Origin of the sequence: Plectonema radiosum NIES-515, from assembly GCF_025753815.1 — a bacterium.
GTDB classification, from domain to species: Bacteria; Cyanobacteriota; Cyanobacteriia; order Cyanobacteriales; family Nostocaceae; genus Hassallia; species Hassallia radiosum_A.
Map to the genome: position 1 here is coordinate 1 of NZ_JAOWRF010000342.1, position 15,014 is coordinate 15,014.

14 protein-coding genes, 1 rRNA gene and 2 pseudogenes are annotated in these 15,014 nt (G+C 38.9%); 4 read left to right on the forward strand and 13 right to left on the reverse strand.

Annotation, left to right across the window (positions count from 1 at the left end; translation table 11 throughout):
• Positions 1-127: 127 nt before the first annotated feature.
• Positions 128-1,273, forward strand: a pseudogene (locus OGM63_RS24235) (IS4 family transposase).
• Positions 1,274-1,725: 452 nt separating this feature from the next.
• Here the strand turns inward: OGM63_RS24235 and OGM63_RS24240 are convergent.
• The 10 genes from OGM63_RS24240 to OGM63_RS24285 all read right to left on the reverse strand — a co-directional run bounded on the left by OGM63_RS24240 (position 1,726) and on the right by OGM63_RS24285 (position 11,972).
• Positions 1,726-2,574, reverse strand: coding sequence for an alpha/beta fold hydrolase (locus OGM63_RS24240; RefSeq protein ID WP_263748233.1), 849 nt, complete (start codon positions 2,572-2,574; stop codon positions 1,726-1,728).
• 40 nt (positions 2,575-2,614) lie between these two features.
• The gene (locus OGM63_RS24245; RefSeq protein ID WP_263748234.1) at positions 2,615-3,424 is read right to left on the reverse strand and encodes an alpha/beta fold hydrolase; all 810 of its coding nucleotides are present in this window, start codon (positions 3,422-3,424) and stop codon (positions 2,615-2,617) included.
• Positions 3,421-4,998 carry an AMP-binding protein gene (locus OGM63_RS24250; RefSeq protein WP_263748235.1) on the reverse strand — a complete coding sequence of 526 codons (1,578 nt, stop codon included), beginning with the start codon at positions 4,996-4,998 and terminating at the stop codon, positions 3,421-3,423. The genes OGM63_RS24245 and OGM63_RS24250 overlap by 4 nt, the downstream gene beginning before the upstream one ends.
• A 580-nt stretch (positions 4,999-5,578) precedes the next feature.
• Entirely contained in the window at positions 5,579-6,289 is a 711-nt protein-coding gene (locus OGM63_RS24255; protein WP_263748236.1) for an iron-containing redox enzyme family protein, read from the reverse strand.
• 25 nt (positions 6,290-6,314) lie between these two features.
• Positions 6,315-6,884 (reverse strand): carboxymuconolactone decarboxylase family protein, encoded by a 570-nt coding sequence (locus OGM63_RS24260; protein WP_263748237.1) that lies wholly within the window; start codon positions 6,882-6,884, stop codon positions 6,315-6,317.
• 29 nt (positions 6,885-6,913) lie between these two features.
• Complete coding sequence (locus tag OGM63_RS24265; protein WP_263748238.1) at positions 6,914-8,497, reverse strand: tryptophan 7-halogenase; 1,584 nt, start codon at positions 8,495-8,497, stop codon at positions 6,914-6,916.
• A 135-nt stretch (positions 8,498-8,632) separates the two neighbouring features.
• Positions 8,633-9,313 (reverse strand): long-chain fatty aldehyde decarbonylase, encoded by a 681-nt coding sequence (locus OGM63_RS24270; RefSeq protein WP_263748239.1) that lies wholly within the window; start codon positions 9,311-9,313, stop codon positions 8,633-8,635.
• Positions 9,314-9,331: 18 nt separating this feature from the next.
• Positions 9,332-10,024, reverse strand: coding sequence for an N-acyl amino acid synthase FeeM domain-containing protein (locus OGM63_RS24275; RefSeq protein ID WP_263748240.1), 693 nt, complete (start codon positions 10,022-10,024; stop codon positions 9,332-9,334).
• A gap of 524 nt (positions 10,025-10,548) precedes the next feature.
• On the reverse strand, positions 10,549-10,812 hold the full coding sequence (locus OGM63_RS24280; RefSeq protein WP_263748246.1) for a hypothetical protein: 264 nt from the start codon (positions 10,810-10,812) through the stop codon (positions 10,549-10,551).
• Positions 10,813-11,636: 824 nt separating this feature from the next.
• The gene (locus OGM63_RS24285) at positions 11,637-11,972 is read right to left on the reverse strand and encodes a helix-turn-helix domain-containing protein (protein WP_263748241.1); all 336 of its coding nucleotides are present in this window, start codon (positions 11,970-11,972) and stop codon (positions 11,637-11,639) included.
• Here OGM63_RS24285 and OGM63_RS24290 point away from each other — a divergent pair.
• From OGM63_RS24290 to OGM63_RS24300, 3 genes and pseudogenes are all read left to right on the forward strand, one after another.
• Positions 11,943-12,464: pseudogene (locus OGM63_RS24290) on the forward strand (IS66 family transposase); the annotation flags it as partial. The gene OGM63_RS24285 and the pseudogene OGM63_RS24290 sit on opposite strands and share 30 nt — an antisense overlap.
• Before the next feature lie 288 nt (positions 12,465-12,752).
• The gene (locus OGM63_RS24295) at positions 12,753-12,929 is read left to right on the forward strand and encodes a hypothetical protein (protein WP_263748242.1); all 177 of its coding nucleotides are present in this window, start codon (positions 12,753-12,755) and stop codon (positions 12,927-12,929) included.
• A 272-nt stretch (positions 12,930-13,201) separates the two neighbouring features.
• Complete coding sequence (locus tag OGM63_RS24300; protein ID WP_263748243.1) at positions 13,202-13,699, forward strand: transposase; 498 nt, start codon at positions 13,202-13,204, stop codon at positions 13,697-13,699.
• A gap of 82 nt (positions 13,700-13,781) precedes the next feature.
• Here the strand turns inward: OGM63_RS24300 and OGM63_RS24305 are convergent, their stop codons facing one another.
• The 3 genes from OGM63_RS24305 to rrf all read right to left on the reverse strand — a co-directional run bounded on the left by OGM63_RS24305 (position 13,782) and on the right by rrf (position 15,013).
• Complete coding sequence (locus tag OGM63_RS24305; RefSeq protein WP_263748244.1) at positions 13,782-14,213, reverse strand: IS1634 family transposase; 432 nt, start codon at positions 14,211-14,213, stop codon at positions 13,782-13,784.
• On the reverse strand, positions 14,185-14,454 hold the full coding sequence (locus tag OGM63_RS24310; protein WP_263748245.1) for a hypothetical protein: 270 nt from the start codon (positions 14,452-14,454) through the stop codon (positions 14,185-14,187). Before OGM63_RS24310 ends, OGM63_RS24305 begins: the two co-directional genes overlap by 29 nt.
• Before the next feature lie 441 nt (positions 14,455-14,895).
• Positions 14,896-15,013 (reverse strand): 5S ribosomal RNA (rrf, locus tag OGM63_RS24315).
• Between the last annotated feature and the right edge of the window lies 1 nt (position 15,014).

Below are 15,014 nucleotides of genomic sequence, written 5' to 3' on the forward strand. Positions count from 1 at the left end.
AGATATTGAAATTCAAAATATCGACCACTTGGGTATAATTGCAGGGATTATAGACTCCATAGGTTTGGGAGAAATTATTAATGAAATAATTGGGCAAGAGCCAGGAGAAAAAGTAAGCCCAGGACAGATTGAACAGGCGATCGCCAACACTCAAAGCGAAGAAGAACGCAAGCGCTCATTACCAACACAATTGGTGGTAAGTCTTGTAATAGCAATGAGTTTGTGGTCAAAAGACTCGATGCGGATGTACTTAAAAACTTGATTGATGGTCTAAGTGAGGCATGGATTAAGGTTGGTAGATATTGGCGAGTACCTTGTAAGTCAGCCATTACACAAGCCCGACAGCGATTAGGTGCAAGGGTAATGAGCCAATTATTTCACCAATTAATACGACCAATGGCCACACAGGAGACGTTAGGAGCGTTTCTCAATGGACTAAGAGTTGTAGTCATTGATGGTACCTGCTTCGATGTCCCAGACAGCGATGAAAATGCGAGAGTTTTTGGTCGTCCTGGCAGTCGTCCTGGAACAGTTGCAGCTTTTCCAAAAGTTAGATTAGTGATCTTGATTGAAGCAGGGACACACTTAATTTTTGATGCTTTGATGTGCCCATATCGCATAGGAGAGCGTGTACGAGCGTTAAAGTTGTTACGCTCAGTCACCGCAGGAATGTTATTGATGTGGGATAGGGGCTTGCATTCTTATGAAATGGTACAGGCAACAGTTTCTCACGGGTGTGATTATTTAGGGAAGAATACCAGCCAATGTTAAGTTCCTGGCGGAACAACCTCTCCAAGATGGCTCCTATCTGTCTAGGATTTACCCATCAGGAAAGCTCCGAAAAAAGGGTTCTCAGCCAATACTAGTACGAGTGATTGAATATACAATTGAGCATTCAGAAGCTCCAACTGAACAACTCACATATCGCTTGATTACTAGCTTATTAGATCTTGAAAAATTCCCCGCAGAGCTGTTAGCTAGAGAATATCATCAGCGTTGGGAAGTAGAGAATACCATTGATGAATTGAAAATACACCTTTTAGGACGAAAGACTCACGTTCGTTCCCAAAAACCACGCGAAGTAGTGCAGGAAGTATACGGCTGGTTGTTGGGACATTGGTCAGTAAGGGTGTTAATGTTTCAAGCTGCAACTACTGCTGGGGTTCCACCATTACGTCTGAGTTTTACAGGAACATTACGGGTCATCCGTCGTGCTATTCCTAAATTTAAACACTTACAGCCAGAAGAATTCCCCCTTTTTTCGATTGGCTAACCGTAGAAATTCTGGATACGTTGTTACCCGAAAGAGTTCACCGTACTAATCCCAGGGTTGTGAAAAAACCTGTATCAAAGTTTCGTTCTAAAAAGCTGAGACACAGAGGTACTGGACAACGAGCCAAAGCTGCGAAATTTCATATCACTAATCAGCTTTTTAGCCTTAACTGAACCGTATTGGGTTATATCCCCCGCTTGAAAGACGGGGGCTTTACGCATCACGCCCCGTAAGTTTTTTGCCTACCAATCATAGTACTGAGTGGTTCAGGGATGTTTACGTATGCTTACCCAACATCATAAGTTTTCCCTTGTCAATTCGCTACGAACTTACGCAAAGGTGTACTTAGTTTGGCTCAGTTATAAAAATAACTGGGGTAATTTATAATGCCTGGATTTTATTTTGCAAATAATTTAAGCGAGCCACTTTTTTGTCCAAAGTACAGTTAGCAATTAACGAGAAATGAACTCTAAGATATGGCTAGCAACAATATCTGGATATTCTTCATGAGGGAAATCGCCGCAGTGAGAAATAGTTACAAGTTGTGAGTTTTTAATGAAGTTTTTAAATCGATAAGCAGTTGATAATGGAACTAATGGATCGTCTTCACCCCAAATTAGAAGAGTTGGCATTTCAACATATTTCATTACTCCTTCAAATCTTTCGAATTGACTTCCATAACTTGCTCGAACTTGGAGTCCAATACGTGTTTGCAGATAACCTGTTCTTTGGAAGTTTCTGAAGTAATACAGAATGACATCGTCAGTTGCAACTTCCTTATTCACATGAGCAGCGCGCCAGCGTTGAGAAAAGAGATTGAGAGGGAAGAAACGCGCTGCTAAACTGCCCAAAATCGGCGTAGCAATCAATTTATACAACCACATATTTGTTTTTGTTTCTCCCATTGCTCCAGCAGCCATTATAATCAAATCCTTGACCATATCTGGATATTGGGACGCAAACCATGCTGCAATGGAACCACCCATTTGCGCTCCTACTATGGTAGCTTTTTGTACTCCAATTGTCTTGAGAAATTCATTGAGGAACTGAGCATAAGAATCAACTGAGTATGGAGGATGACCACTTGGAGACTTACCATAACCAGGTAGGTCAGGAATATAAACACGATAATTCTTGGCTAAGGCACCCCATACATTCCTCCATGTATAGGATGAACTTAAAAAACCATGAAGTAAAACAACTGGTTGTCCTTCTTCAGGACCCACAACACGGAAATATGTGCGTATTTTTTGCACATTTACTATTTGTTCACTAGGAATCTCAGAACTTTTTGTCAGCATCTCTCTAAAATCAACTTGTACAAAATTGTAGAGAAGAAAATTAAAGCGTCTTTAAAAACTCTTCTAGTATTGAATGAAACCCTTTTGGGTCTTCAATTGGTGGAAGATGCGCTGTTTCTAACAAATGCTTTTGCGCACCAGGAATAAGTGCAGCTATTTCGTCTGTAATTCGTGGTGGAAAAAGTATATCTTCGCTACCCCCGACAACCATAGTGGGTATTTTAATTTGAGGTAAGATTTCTCTTGTGTCGTGTTTTAAGGAGCAAGCATATATATGTTCAAGACTCTCGCACGTATACTGGTTGAACATGAGACGCTTTAAATTATCCTCATCTTGAGGTACGCGGGAAAGATTTTTTTCGGAAAATAGGAAAGCTTTTAAAACCTCCCAAAATGTCTCTATATCTCCTCGTTTCAAGAAACCATGCAAAAGATTAAGAAGAATAAATGTTGAACCGGATGCTTTTGCCAAAGAAGATACAATGACAAGCCCCCGCAAATACTCAGGGAAGTTGACTGCGAAATGTTGAGCAACGGCCCCACCATGTGAAAGCCCAACCAAAACGACTTTATAAAAGCCTAGATGCTCTAAAACCATTTTGAGATCTTCGGCATGCGCTTCATTTAAGGGAAACCCAGGCTCCCTTGTAATGGAATGTCCATATCCACGCATATCAAATGTGAGTACAGTATACTCTTTCCTTAACAATTTAGCCTGGTAAAGCCAAGTCCCAGATAAAGTAGACGAAAGGCATACTACTGGTCCTTCTCCTCTCAAAGTGCAATGGATTACACCTCGTCCAATATCAACTTCCTTTTCAACCGTTTTGATATTTAGATTAGTTGTCATTGTCCTACACGTTCCTCAATGTTGTCATTCTTTGTAGCTGTAACTAAACGATATTGTGCATTATTTTTCGCATATCGCTCACTAATTATATGTCGGCGAAGCTTTAATGTTTCCGTTAAACACCCATTCTCAACAGTTGGTAACTCACCAATCAATAGGAATTTTTTAATTCTCTCCCAAGGATGCAAAGAATGGTTTATCTCCATGATGGCTGTTCCTATATACTCTTCTTGCACCTCCCGGTTATTAGAGATTGTATCGAGTTCTACAAATATGAGAGCTGATAATTCTCGCTCACCATTACCAACAACAACACAGGCTTCAACACTCTGAATTTTGGATATTTCCTCTTCCATAGGGCGAACGAATATCTTTTCACCACTTAGTAGAGCAACAAATTCTTTTATTCGCCCAGCAAGACTTAAATATCCATCTTCATCTAGTCTTCCCACATCTCCAGTACTAGTCAATTCTCGTCCAAATTTTTCATCATGGATAACTTTTCCATCCTTAATCAAGCCATATAAAAAGGGAATATTAGTCGAGAAGAGAACTTCATTAGTTTCAGGAGCTATCATAACGGATCCCCAATCAACAACTTTCCCAACTCTTCCAAAACGTTGATACTGAGGCGAGTTTATCGCAATCATACCTAGCTCAGTCGTGCCATAAACTTCAAAAATGGGACATCCCATTCTTTGAAATTTTTCCAGCAATGATTTTGGTGTTGGTGCGCTTCCAATAAAAATACAACGAGCTTTAGGTCCAAATACATTAGCTACTGAAAGCTGAGTTCCAGTTTTTTGCTGCTGTAAATTTGAAATTTTAGACAGACGAGAATCAAGATGCTGCAGCAGTCGTGGAACAATTACATGAATAGTTGGAGCAAATTCTATCGAATCTTGGATGAGCCGTGTTGGGTTAGATAAAATAATATCTATCCTATTTTTAATCATCCCATAAGTAAGCATCCGTTGCGGTAAGTGTGACTGTGGCAATACCATCAGCAGAGAATCTTGAGATGTAAAACTATAAATTTCCTTGAAACGGTCTATAGTGTAGAGAAGCGGATAAGAATGAACAGCGAAAAACCGAGGTTCAGAAAGAGTACCGCTTGTAGATACAATGGTGAACGGGTCGAGAAAAACGATGGAAGGAGGCTCGGCATTGATAAACTGAGCAATCAAAAAAGCAACTGAGACAATTTGAGCATTATTTGTATCGCTCAACGAAATCACTTTACATCCGAGATCAGTATACTCCTTACAGTGGTCACAGTCTTCTGTAACGAGCAATGACACCTTCATTTCCTTGATTGCAACAAGAACTCTTGATCGAGGAGCGCTTGGATAAAGTGCAAGGGAAACTGCTCCTGCTAAAACACAGGCTAAATCAGTTACAAACCAGGCGTATGAGGTTCCTCCATGTATAGCGACAATATCGCCTTGGTTCACTCCAAGCCATTTAAAGGCGCAAGAAAGTGCGATCGCTTCTCGATAGCATTGTGAGTAAGTTTTGCGTATGACATCGTTGTGAATTCTGTAAGTGATATAGGTCGAATCATTGCTTTTCATTGAAGCAATGATATCGCATAAAGTTGGTGAGTTCTTGAACATACTACACTATAGCAGTCCTAAATGAGTCGTGATTTTTTTTGTTAAGCTAGGGGGCAGGAAAGAATGATTTACAGAAGTCGGCGGGTTTGCCCACTCCTTCTAGGGGTGGGATGAACCGCCGCCTTTAGACTTGGGGCATAGGGCATTGGGCATTGGTATTCTTTCCCATGCCCCATGCCCTATGTGCATTGCCCGCGAAATCCCACTCCTTCTAGGGGTGGGATGAGCTTAAAAATGTACTTCGCTTTTTCACAAATGATTTAGGATTGCTATACATGGTTAAATGTCTGTGGTACTTAGGAATTTGTCAAGAACTTTATGTGAATGCAAATCTCCTGACAATAAGCCGATTTTCCATTGAAATGGAAAATCTCTTTAGAGTAGATCTCTATCTCAAGCTATACGTTTCAACAGTCTTTCTTCACCCAGAATCTCTTGGGAATTTTAACATTCTTGAAGTTGTTCATTAAGTAAGCAGGATGGATGGTCATTGCCTTTCATCTTATGGATTCTATTCGGCTTTGACAATTTACACAATCTAACTTACGAGTTCGTGCTTGGCAGAATGATCTTGGCGGTTCGTTGCCCATAAATCACCCAAAGCTAAAGAATCGGTAAAAAGCTGTCCGTAGTATTGAAGTGTCATTTTCCAAGCATGAACGATATCGTCATAGTAAGTATCGTTATGACCATAACGCTCCAACGCCTCCCTTGCTTCATCTGCATGGGCGATATCATCAAGTCCATGCACTCTCAGAAATGTTGTGGCATTGCGGGGTATACCACATTTAGTTTCCAGCAAATCTGCAACAGCTTTAGCCCAGGTTTCACCTAATCCTTCTGTTGCAACTGCATCGCCAATTAGTGCGACTGGATTCCCAACTGTTGCGAGATAATAGTTTTGCGTAATCATAGCCCATCCTCCTTGTGAAGGATGACCAGACAGAACTTCTGTAGGATCTTCTCCAAGCGCCCGAATATCATTGACGCAAAGAAGATCGTGCCCCTTCTCTTGATGAGCAAACTCTGAAAAAAAACTGTGCAACCAATTGTCTTTGCCACTAATTTTTTCTGCTGCAAGTTCAAGATAAGGCACTGTATGATGGATGAGATGGTAGGTTTCTCTAATGTAGGCTATGTACTGCAACCGCGTAAAACTTCCAGAACGGAGTTTCTCAAAAAATGGATTGTTTTCAATATGACTTATGTAGTCATTTCTCGTTGCTTCTAGTGCCTTTTCAAAATGCATTGCTACTACTCCCTCTCGTTCTTACTTAAACGGAAGTGAAACTTTCGATTCCTGACTCTATAGTCATTGTCTCTTCGATATCTATTCTTAAAGCTTTTAGAAAACGACCTGTCAAGTTGTATAGACCTATTAACAGAGTCAGATTTACAAGCTCTGCATCATTAAAGTTTTCCTTCAGCTTTCCAAGCAGTTCGTCTGTAACTCCCCCTGAGTCTTTTGTTAGTACAAATGCATACTCGACAATAAGTTGCTCTTTCTCATTTAGTATTTCGTTACTGCTTGGTAAACCTATTGCATTTATTTCGAGCTGAGTTAGCCCTACTTTCAGCGCTGATGCTGACATATGTGAAACACAATATTTGCAGTCATGAGCTTTTGCAGTTCCTAAAGCTGCTAGGGCTCGATATCGCGGTCCAACAGAAGGTGAGATATACAACTTTGCCCAGAAAGGTACAAATGAAGTTAACAATTCAGGACAATTAGCAATAGCTTTCAAAATGTTGGGGACAAGACCATAGTCTCTCTCAACCATCTCAAGAATTGTTGCTGCCTCATTGTCCACTTCATGCTTTTCGAGAAGTTTTATGGCTGCCATAATTTTGACCTATTCTACATAGACTATCCTTAAACGTTCCCAGAAACTAAGACTCCATGTGTAATGGCTTCATTGATTGTGGAGCGGATAGAACCTTTGACTTGCTCATTACTATCTCCACACAATTCAATTAGCTTTAGAGAATTTGTTTGTCCATCGGTCTTACTAAGAATTTTGCTCATATTCTCAGTGAATGGTAAGGAACGTCCATCAGAGAAAGCTATTACTTTAGCAGGTCGGAGTTGTAGCCCATCTATGGCAAAACTTTCCTTAATCTTCCAGTTCTGACTTTTAACTAATGGAGTAGACACAGAAACCATCTCTGAGCCTACGCTTTCTCCATCAAAGATGCCGTCAGTTATCTTTTTTAAATGAGTAGGCACTTCTAATTTATTCATGAATCTACGGTACCAAGACCTATGTTCATAGGCACCAGCTATGATTGTGATAAATGCTTCTTCGGGTTTTGCATTAGGAATATCGAGAGTGTTTCGGGCATGCCAAAAGTATGACTCTTTCGAGTTATGACCACCGTATAAAAAGTAAACTTGCTCTTTCAACCGATTGTATTCGCGATAATACTGTTCCTGGTAGAAACTAAGAACTTCACTTTCACTTTGTGAAGGGTCGGTCAGTATGGTATTCAAGCTAACCGCAGCAAGAAAACCTGATAGCATCGCAAGATGCACCCCTGTTGAGAAAAGAGGATCGATAAAACATGCTGCATCACCAACAGCAATATACCCTTTTCCGAAAAATGAATCGTAGGTATATGACCAGTCTTTCATCACTCGGATCTCGTCAACTATTTCAGCTGACTCGAGTAGCTTAGCAAGCTCAGGAGTTCTTTGAATTGCGTCAAGGTAGAACTCTTTAGTACCTTGCTTTAGAGCCAAAGCATAGTTTTCTTGGTCAAGAACAACCCCTATACTCGTGATATTGTCTCGTAAAGGTATGTACCACCACCATCCATCATCGAATGTTGGTAAAAATGTATTCCCTGCGTCGAGTCCTTCCGGACGCCATGCATCTTTCCAGTAACTCCAGATCGCCATGTTTCTAAGCTTTTCGTCCCACGTCCGCTTACCAAGCTGTTTCGTAATAAATCCTCCCTGTCCAGAAGCATCTATTACCCAATTAGCCTCTGCTATGTGGCGAGTTCCTGTTTCTACGGATTCATACTCAAGAGCTACAATTCTGCCTTGCTCCTGTTTGAAACCTATTACACGATGACGCTCAAGAACTGTTACACCGTGTTCACGGGCGTTATCTAATAGGAGTTTATCAAAAGGACCGCGTTCAACTTGATAGCCAAAGTCATAAGGCATTGCAAGTGCATCTTTGAAATAGACAGTCCAGGGTTCGCGATTACTTCCCCAAATCCAAGTAACTCCAAACTTCTTGACGAATCCAGAATTTTCAACTTTCTCAAGGACACCAATTTTCTTAAGCAGATCAGCAGTCCCAGATAGTAAAGACTCGCCAATGTGATACCTAGGAAACTCTTCACGTTCAAGGAGAAGAACATTCCTTCCGGCGTCTGCTAGCAAAGTACTAGAAGTTGAACCTCCAGGTCCACCACCAATGACAATCACATCGTACTTGTTAGACATTTTTTTTACCTCCGAAAGTGCTAATTTAGAAAACTTAAAGGGATGAAGGATTCCTAAGCTAGGGCATGGCTTTTAGCTTCTCAATACACTATTTCATGAGTCATGGTTAGGTTTTTTGAGAAGCTATTAGACAGGCTATGCTGCTGAGAGTCCTACGGAAGACATAACAGTCACAAATCGCTCAACAGTTTTTTCACGGAAGTTGTTGTCTATCAATCCAAATTTAGCTGCCTGATCAATGACAGGCGAGATATCACTTCCGTGATATTGCTTGAGATGTTCTCGACACCAGTTGCAGTATGCCTGAGCACGCTCTCGATTTTCTGGACTTTCGTTAATTAATCGACGAAGTACTTCCTTTCCATATCCTAAATGCATCCCTTCATCCTTAAGGATTTGATGGAATGCAGGGAAGTACTGCGAAGCGTTTCGATCTAGTTGAAGCAACTCTTCAATCGCTAACACGCCTTCAGCGTATAAATTTAATCCAACTAAAACTTCAAGTTCGTCATCGCTTTCTCTCATTTTGCTAAAGCGATCTGAGACATCAGAAATGCGATACTTGCTAAAGTCAAGCTTATCCCATTCTAGTTCTAGAGATTCCACTCCCGCTTTGAATTGTTCTGAATGGCGAATCTCATCTGCCGCATGATGAACAAGCAAAAACTTTTCCTTTAAAATTGAGCGTCTGGGAATCCACTTTGCACATAGGTCGATAATCTCAAGTTCAGCAAAGTAGAAATTGACATTTACGACGATGACAAAATCCAGGAATTCTTGACCTTTATCACGTACAATTTGCTCCCAAATATTCATGATACTACCTCGAATTTTCTATTTTATTACAAATTCATTGTTGTAGAAGTGAAAGTTCGGGTCAAACTCTAACAAATATTTGAAGAGTTTTCCCTGGGCAATATATGCCTTTGATATTAATCGATCCATACCAAGAATTAGCATTACACTTTTGCTAGAATCGGATAACTCTGTATCAGCAAATGGACAGCCAACTTCCTCAAAACCTAGTGCCTTAAATGCTTTGATTGGCGTAGTAGGAGTATTGACGAAAGCGTCAGCTAGTATGTGGGTTACTCCAGACATAAAGCAGTAATGGAAGGCTGCTTTATTGAGACTCATTAATAACCCAAATGGTGCAGATTTAAATTTTCGATGCCTAAAAGAAGAGGATACCATCATTCGCTGGCCTTCGACAAATCTATGGTTTATTTTAAGCAACCCAAGATGAAAGAATTGTTCAACTGGCAAACCAATTGAAGAGTCGAAGACTAAACGAAGTGTGCCTACAGCGACTTCATCAATACTAGCTAGAAAATACACTGAATAGGGATGATAACGGTCATGAAACAAATCTTGGGATGTAGTTTGTAGCCATCCCATTTCCTTTACATACACTTCATGCCAAAGACGATTGATCTGCTCAAAATCATTTGAAGTACTAGCAATAACACAACTTAGAGATTCAGACAACTTTTTGGTGATTTTTTGAGGATTTTCTAAAATTTTCACATTTTTTGTCAAGTCCATCAATTAATTCTCGAGTTACTAATTATAGAAAATTGAGTGGTGGATCAAATTACTGATTTTCCCCTCTTTTAAAACTTATAGAAGGGCAATATGAATTAGTCCAATTAATACACATCCAATCAAATAATTGAGTGCTTTTGAACACCAATAAAGTCTAAATCAAGTATTTTAAAAAGGTTCATATTTATACCAATTGAAGATGAAGATGCATAGAAAAAATTCACGAAATACGGCACTTTCCCTTAAAAGGGGAGATTAGAGAGATCAAAATAATGTGCAGCTTCACAGAGAATTGGTATTAAATATTTCAGCTTTAAAACAGTTATTAGAGTTTGTCAGTGATAGCAAGTTGATGTAGTACTAGTTGAAATATATACCCATTCTGTTATTTCTCATTTTTTCTCTACTTTTTACGACCGCTAAACTAAGTGAGTTGTTGAAATCAAATCTTTTGTGGCTATTAAAGGAGCATTAGGAAGATTAGCTTTAAATGTTATGATAACTTCTTACGCTTGCTTGAGAGGTAAACCAGCCGCACCAAAGGAACCTAAATATCCTTTTCTACCTAAGGAGGTCACCAAATCAACTGGAGCAATACCATTAGCCATAGCCCCTGCTTGATAGGCATAATTTGTGCCGTGATCTTTTCTAAAGCCATCACTACCAAGCCACTCAGGCTTAAATGCTGGTATTAAGCCTAAACAATTGTAATTTCCTGAAGGCGATATTTCTCCACCCTTAGCAAGGGCAACGCTAGAACCAATATGCAATACATAATGTGCCTAAATCGTGTAAAAAAAGCTCAATCTGCTTTGCATCAGTTGCAATAAAATAATCAGACCCTTTCCATCTTAAGGGTGTACCAATACTGTTTTCTTTGACAAAAAGACTATTGTTGATCATAGTTAATATTCTATTTGCTATCTGGAGAAAAAACTACACTGCAGTATTAACTTTGCTAAATGTCAAAAGCTAGAAAAATGATACAAAAATTACTTACTTGAGTAGTTACATCTCAAAGAGTATCTTAAAACCCTGTTTGGAACAATGCGTATTTGATAAGTTTCAAAAATTACATATAAGCTTTTGTTATTTTAACTTTTTTTAAGAGCAAATAACTATACTAAATAAAATTACTTAAAATATAAAGTTGATTGTATAAAAAATATAAAATAATAAGGTTTATATAAAACTGAATTTATCTTAGCTATTAAGGATTACAGCCGAGCCCCAAGATATAAACCTAGGGTTTTCGTACTTTATGAAATATTAAGTAGCACAGATGTTTTAAAAGTTAAATTTTATTAATACATCTGTAAAAGTAAGGAGAAAAATTCATAATAAACTTTTGTATATAAAAATACAAAAGTTTATTATGAGATAAAAAAGCAAAAATTAGTTGTAAACAGTTAGTTGGCGCTATTATCAAGAAGATTGGTAAGTGTTATCAGGTATTAAAATAGTTAATACATGTTGCTACTTGGATACCTAAGCCAGGAAGTCACCCTCCTGACTTGGCTACAAAACCGTGCATGAATTGTTAAATTCACACGGCTCCTCAGTAACTAAGTAAGTCCTAGAAAAGTTGATGATCCTAAACTGCTACTGCATTCCTTTGTTTCAGGAATCGTCCTACACTTCTAGGGGAAATATTTGGTACAATGCCTAACCTAACAGCCTCATCGGCTATTTGCTTACTTTCCCTATACCCCGGCAGTTCTATAATTTCCTTATGCCCAAAAACTTCTTTAGCTTTTGCTAAAGCCAGAATTTGGCTCACCTGTTCTTCGCTAAAAACGTTAGGCGTTCCTGAACGAGATTTGTCACTCAAAAACTCAACCACTATTTCCTGTAGCTCCAAATCCTCTAACCTGAAATTGAACACCAATCGGATAGTCCAAGACGAAAACCAGGTGGACAACCAGGACATATAGGAAAGACTCGTAAAGGATTTGGTCGGGTAGACCGTTTTGAAATTTTGCGCCCCCAAATGTGTGCCTGTTGCCGTCAGATGGCGTTTTTAGACCAGCCAGTCAAAATTGAATTTCAGCAAGTGGCGCAATTGGTTCTCCGTCCCATCGAGATCGTGGAGTATCAACGCCACACTCTTGAATGTCAACATTGTGGCTCAATTGAAACTGCTCCTTGGTCACCAGAAATGATACCAGGGCAAGACTTGGGTGTAAGACTGCAAGCATTTTTGGGGTGGATGGGTAATTATGGACATCTGCCCTATGAAAAACAGCAAGAAATGTTGTGGGAACTCGGGCAAATCGACATTGGAGTTGGTACCTTGGTAACTACCGATGCGCGAGTTGAAAAAGCAATTGAACCGAGTATCTCGCAATTAAGTGACTGGGTACAACAGGTGCAACCAAACGTCCATGTGGATGAAACGCCTTGGCCAGTTAAAGGGTTAAAACCCACATTCCGCACCCTAACTGTCATAAAAGGGTTTTTACTGAATATTTTCTCGATAATGAGAATAAACAAATACTTTACTTGCTCGTATAGTTATATTATTTACCTACCCTGAATAATATTTTCTTCTCAATAAGAAGCAATAATTATTTACGCTTAAACAATAGATAAAAACTTATAATTATTAATTTATTATCTGCGTTTCAACTATGAATAAATAATTAAAAGTGATTACAGCAAATTGCAGATAAATGAGGTACACTAAAATGTCAGTGTATCGACGGGTAAAATGAAAGCTTATTCCATTGACTTCCGAGAAAAAATAGTTAAGGCTTACGAGCAAGGCAATACCTCAGTTAGAAAAATTACTTCTAGATTTGGTGTAACCAAAAGTTTTGTGCAAAAACTGCTCTCAATCAAGAAAGCCCAAGGTCATGTGGAACCGAAAAGCAGGGCGGAGGAATGAAGGGTAAGTTAGATGGATATGAAGCTCAACTTACTAACTTGGTTGAAAAATACCCAGACGCGACTTTACTAGAATACTGCGAGTATTTGGGTGAAATTCATAATCATTAGGTAAGTACAAGTACGATGTGTCGTGCATTGCAAAAACAAAAACTGACACTAAAAAAAAGACGTTACGCAGCAGTCAAGCGAAGACAGAAAGAGTCCAAAATTTAAGAAGTGAGTATTGGCAGCAAGTAAAACAAATAGATCCAGAAAACCTGGTTTTCATTGATGAAATGGGTGTTTTACGCTTGTTTGACACGAGCAAATGCTCGAAGTTCTCATGGAACGAGGGTATATGACTCCAAACCATTTTATCGAGGAGCAAAGGTTACGGTAATTGGGGCAATAAGCATAAAACAAGTTTTGGCTGTTATGACTTTGAACAACTCAATGGATGGAAACGCATTTAAAGTCTTTGTCGAAAAGTGTTTGCTTCCTCAACTATGGACGGGTGCTGTGGTTGTTATAGATAATCTCCCAGCCCATAAAGTTGCAGAAATCGAACCTCTGATTCAATCTGTAGGTGCAAGTGTTCTTTACCAGTCACCTTACTCTCCTGATTTTAATCCAATAGAACATTGGTGGTCACAATTAAAAGCTTTTTTACGTCAGTTTTCTCCAACCACAACATTGAGGGTTGATATTTTAATTACGACTGCACTCGATTTGGTTAATCCCAAGCATTTAAAAAACTGGTTTACAAACTGTTGTTACTGTACCTCATAAACCTGCAATCTGCTGTATCATTTGTGACTATTAATTAAAATTAATAGCCTTTATCACAAATAAATTGTTGACACATACGCTTTTAGCATTGATAATAATAACGACATTTATCGGGCAGAAAACTCAGAATATATTTTCTTTCTGAAGTCAGATTTGATATGGATATATCATTATTAATTTTGACTATATGTATAGATTGAAAACATTTAAATATCCAACGCATAGTCAGGTTGCTTATAGATTTACCAAGCTGCGAACTAATAGTAGATTTTGAGGCTGATAAGGCTTTTCTTATTTGTCTTTGAGCTAGAGTATATACTAATAGACATAATCCCATTATCATAGCCATAGCTTCAATTCTTTCTGGAGACTTAAGAAAAATACTATCTGCAAAAAATAAAGAGTCCTTGAGAAATCTAAATCCTCTCTCACAGCTCTGCTGTGCTTTATATTTTTCAAGCATATCATCATTACTAAGAGATTTTTCATCTAAAATGTTTGTTGCTTTTCCCAAAACGTCCAGCACTTTGATAATCTATTTTAATCGCACTTATCTTCTCAGATAATGAAGCGTTAACTTGATAAACTATCGTTTTATCTTTTTTATTTGTGGATGGTTTCTCTAAATATTCGATGCTATCAATTTGATGATATTTTAATTGCTTATTTAAACTATCTACGTATTGAACAGCCTCTTGATAAGAATCAAATTTGGAGTTGTGTATTAGATTCTTTCTGCTGCACTGTTTTGTCATGCGTTAGTCTAAACTCCAGTCTCTACGAGACGCTTACCGAACGCTAACGCAGACTCTCAAGGAAAACTTGATTGGGAAGTTCCGGAGCGTAGATCGAACAGTAATACGCCGACTCACGCCGAGGAAGTGGAAAAAAGGGGTTCGCGCAAGCGTGTGCTTTGCACAAGAAGACGAAAAACTAGATCGTTCTCGCGGTGGTTTCAGTACAAAAATACACATACGTTGTGAAGGTAAAGGTAAACCGATTACTTTGACACACAAATCTAGGGAGCGACAATAACTCACGAAGACAAAAAAGATTGTTACTTTTTATGCGATTTATTTGACATTTGTATATTTTTTGGACTATTAAAATTTCATTAGAGCTAGGGGAATATGGAAAAAACAAACAAGCCCTGTGATTAAATTCAGAGGGGCTTGTTTGTTTGATTAAAATATAAAACCTGGCATAGAGCTATTTTGGCGTAGGGCTACCCCTAGACTATCGTCGCCGCAGCAGCGTTTCACCTCTGAGTTCGGGATGGGTTCAGTGTGGTTCCACCGCGCAATAAACACCAGGA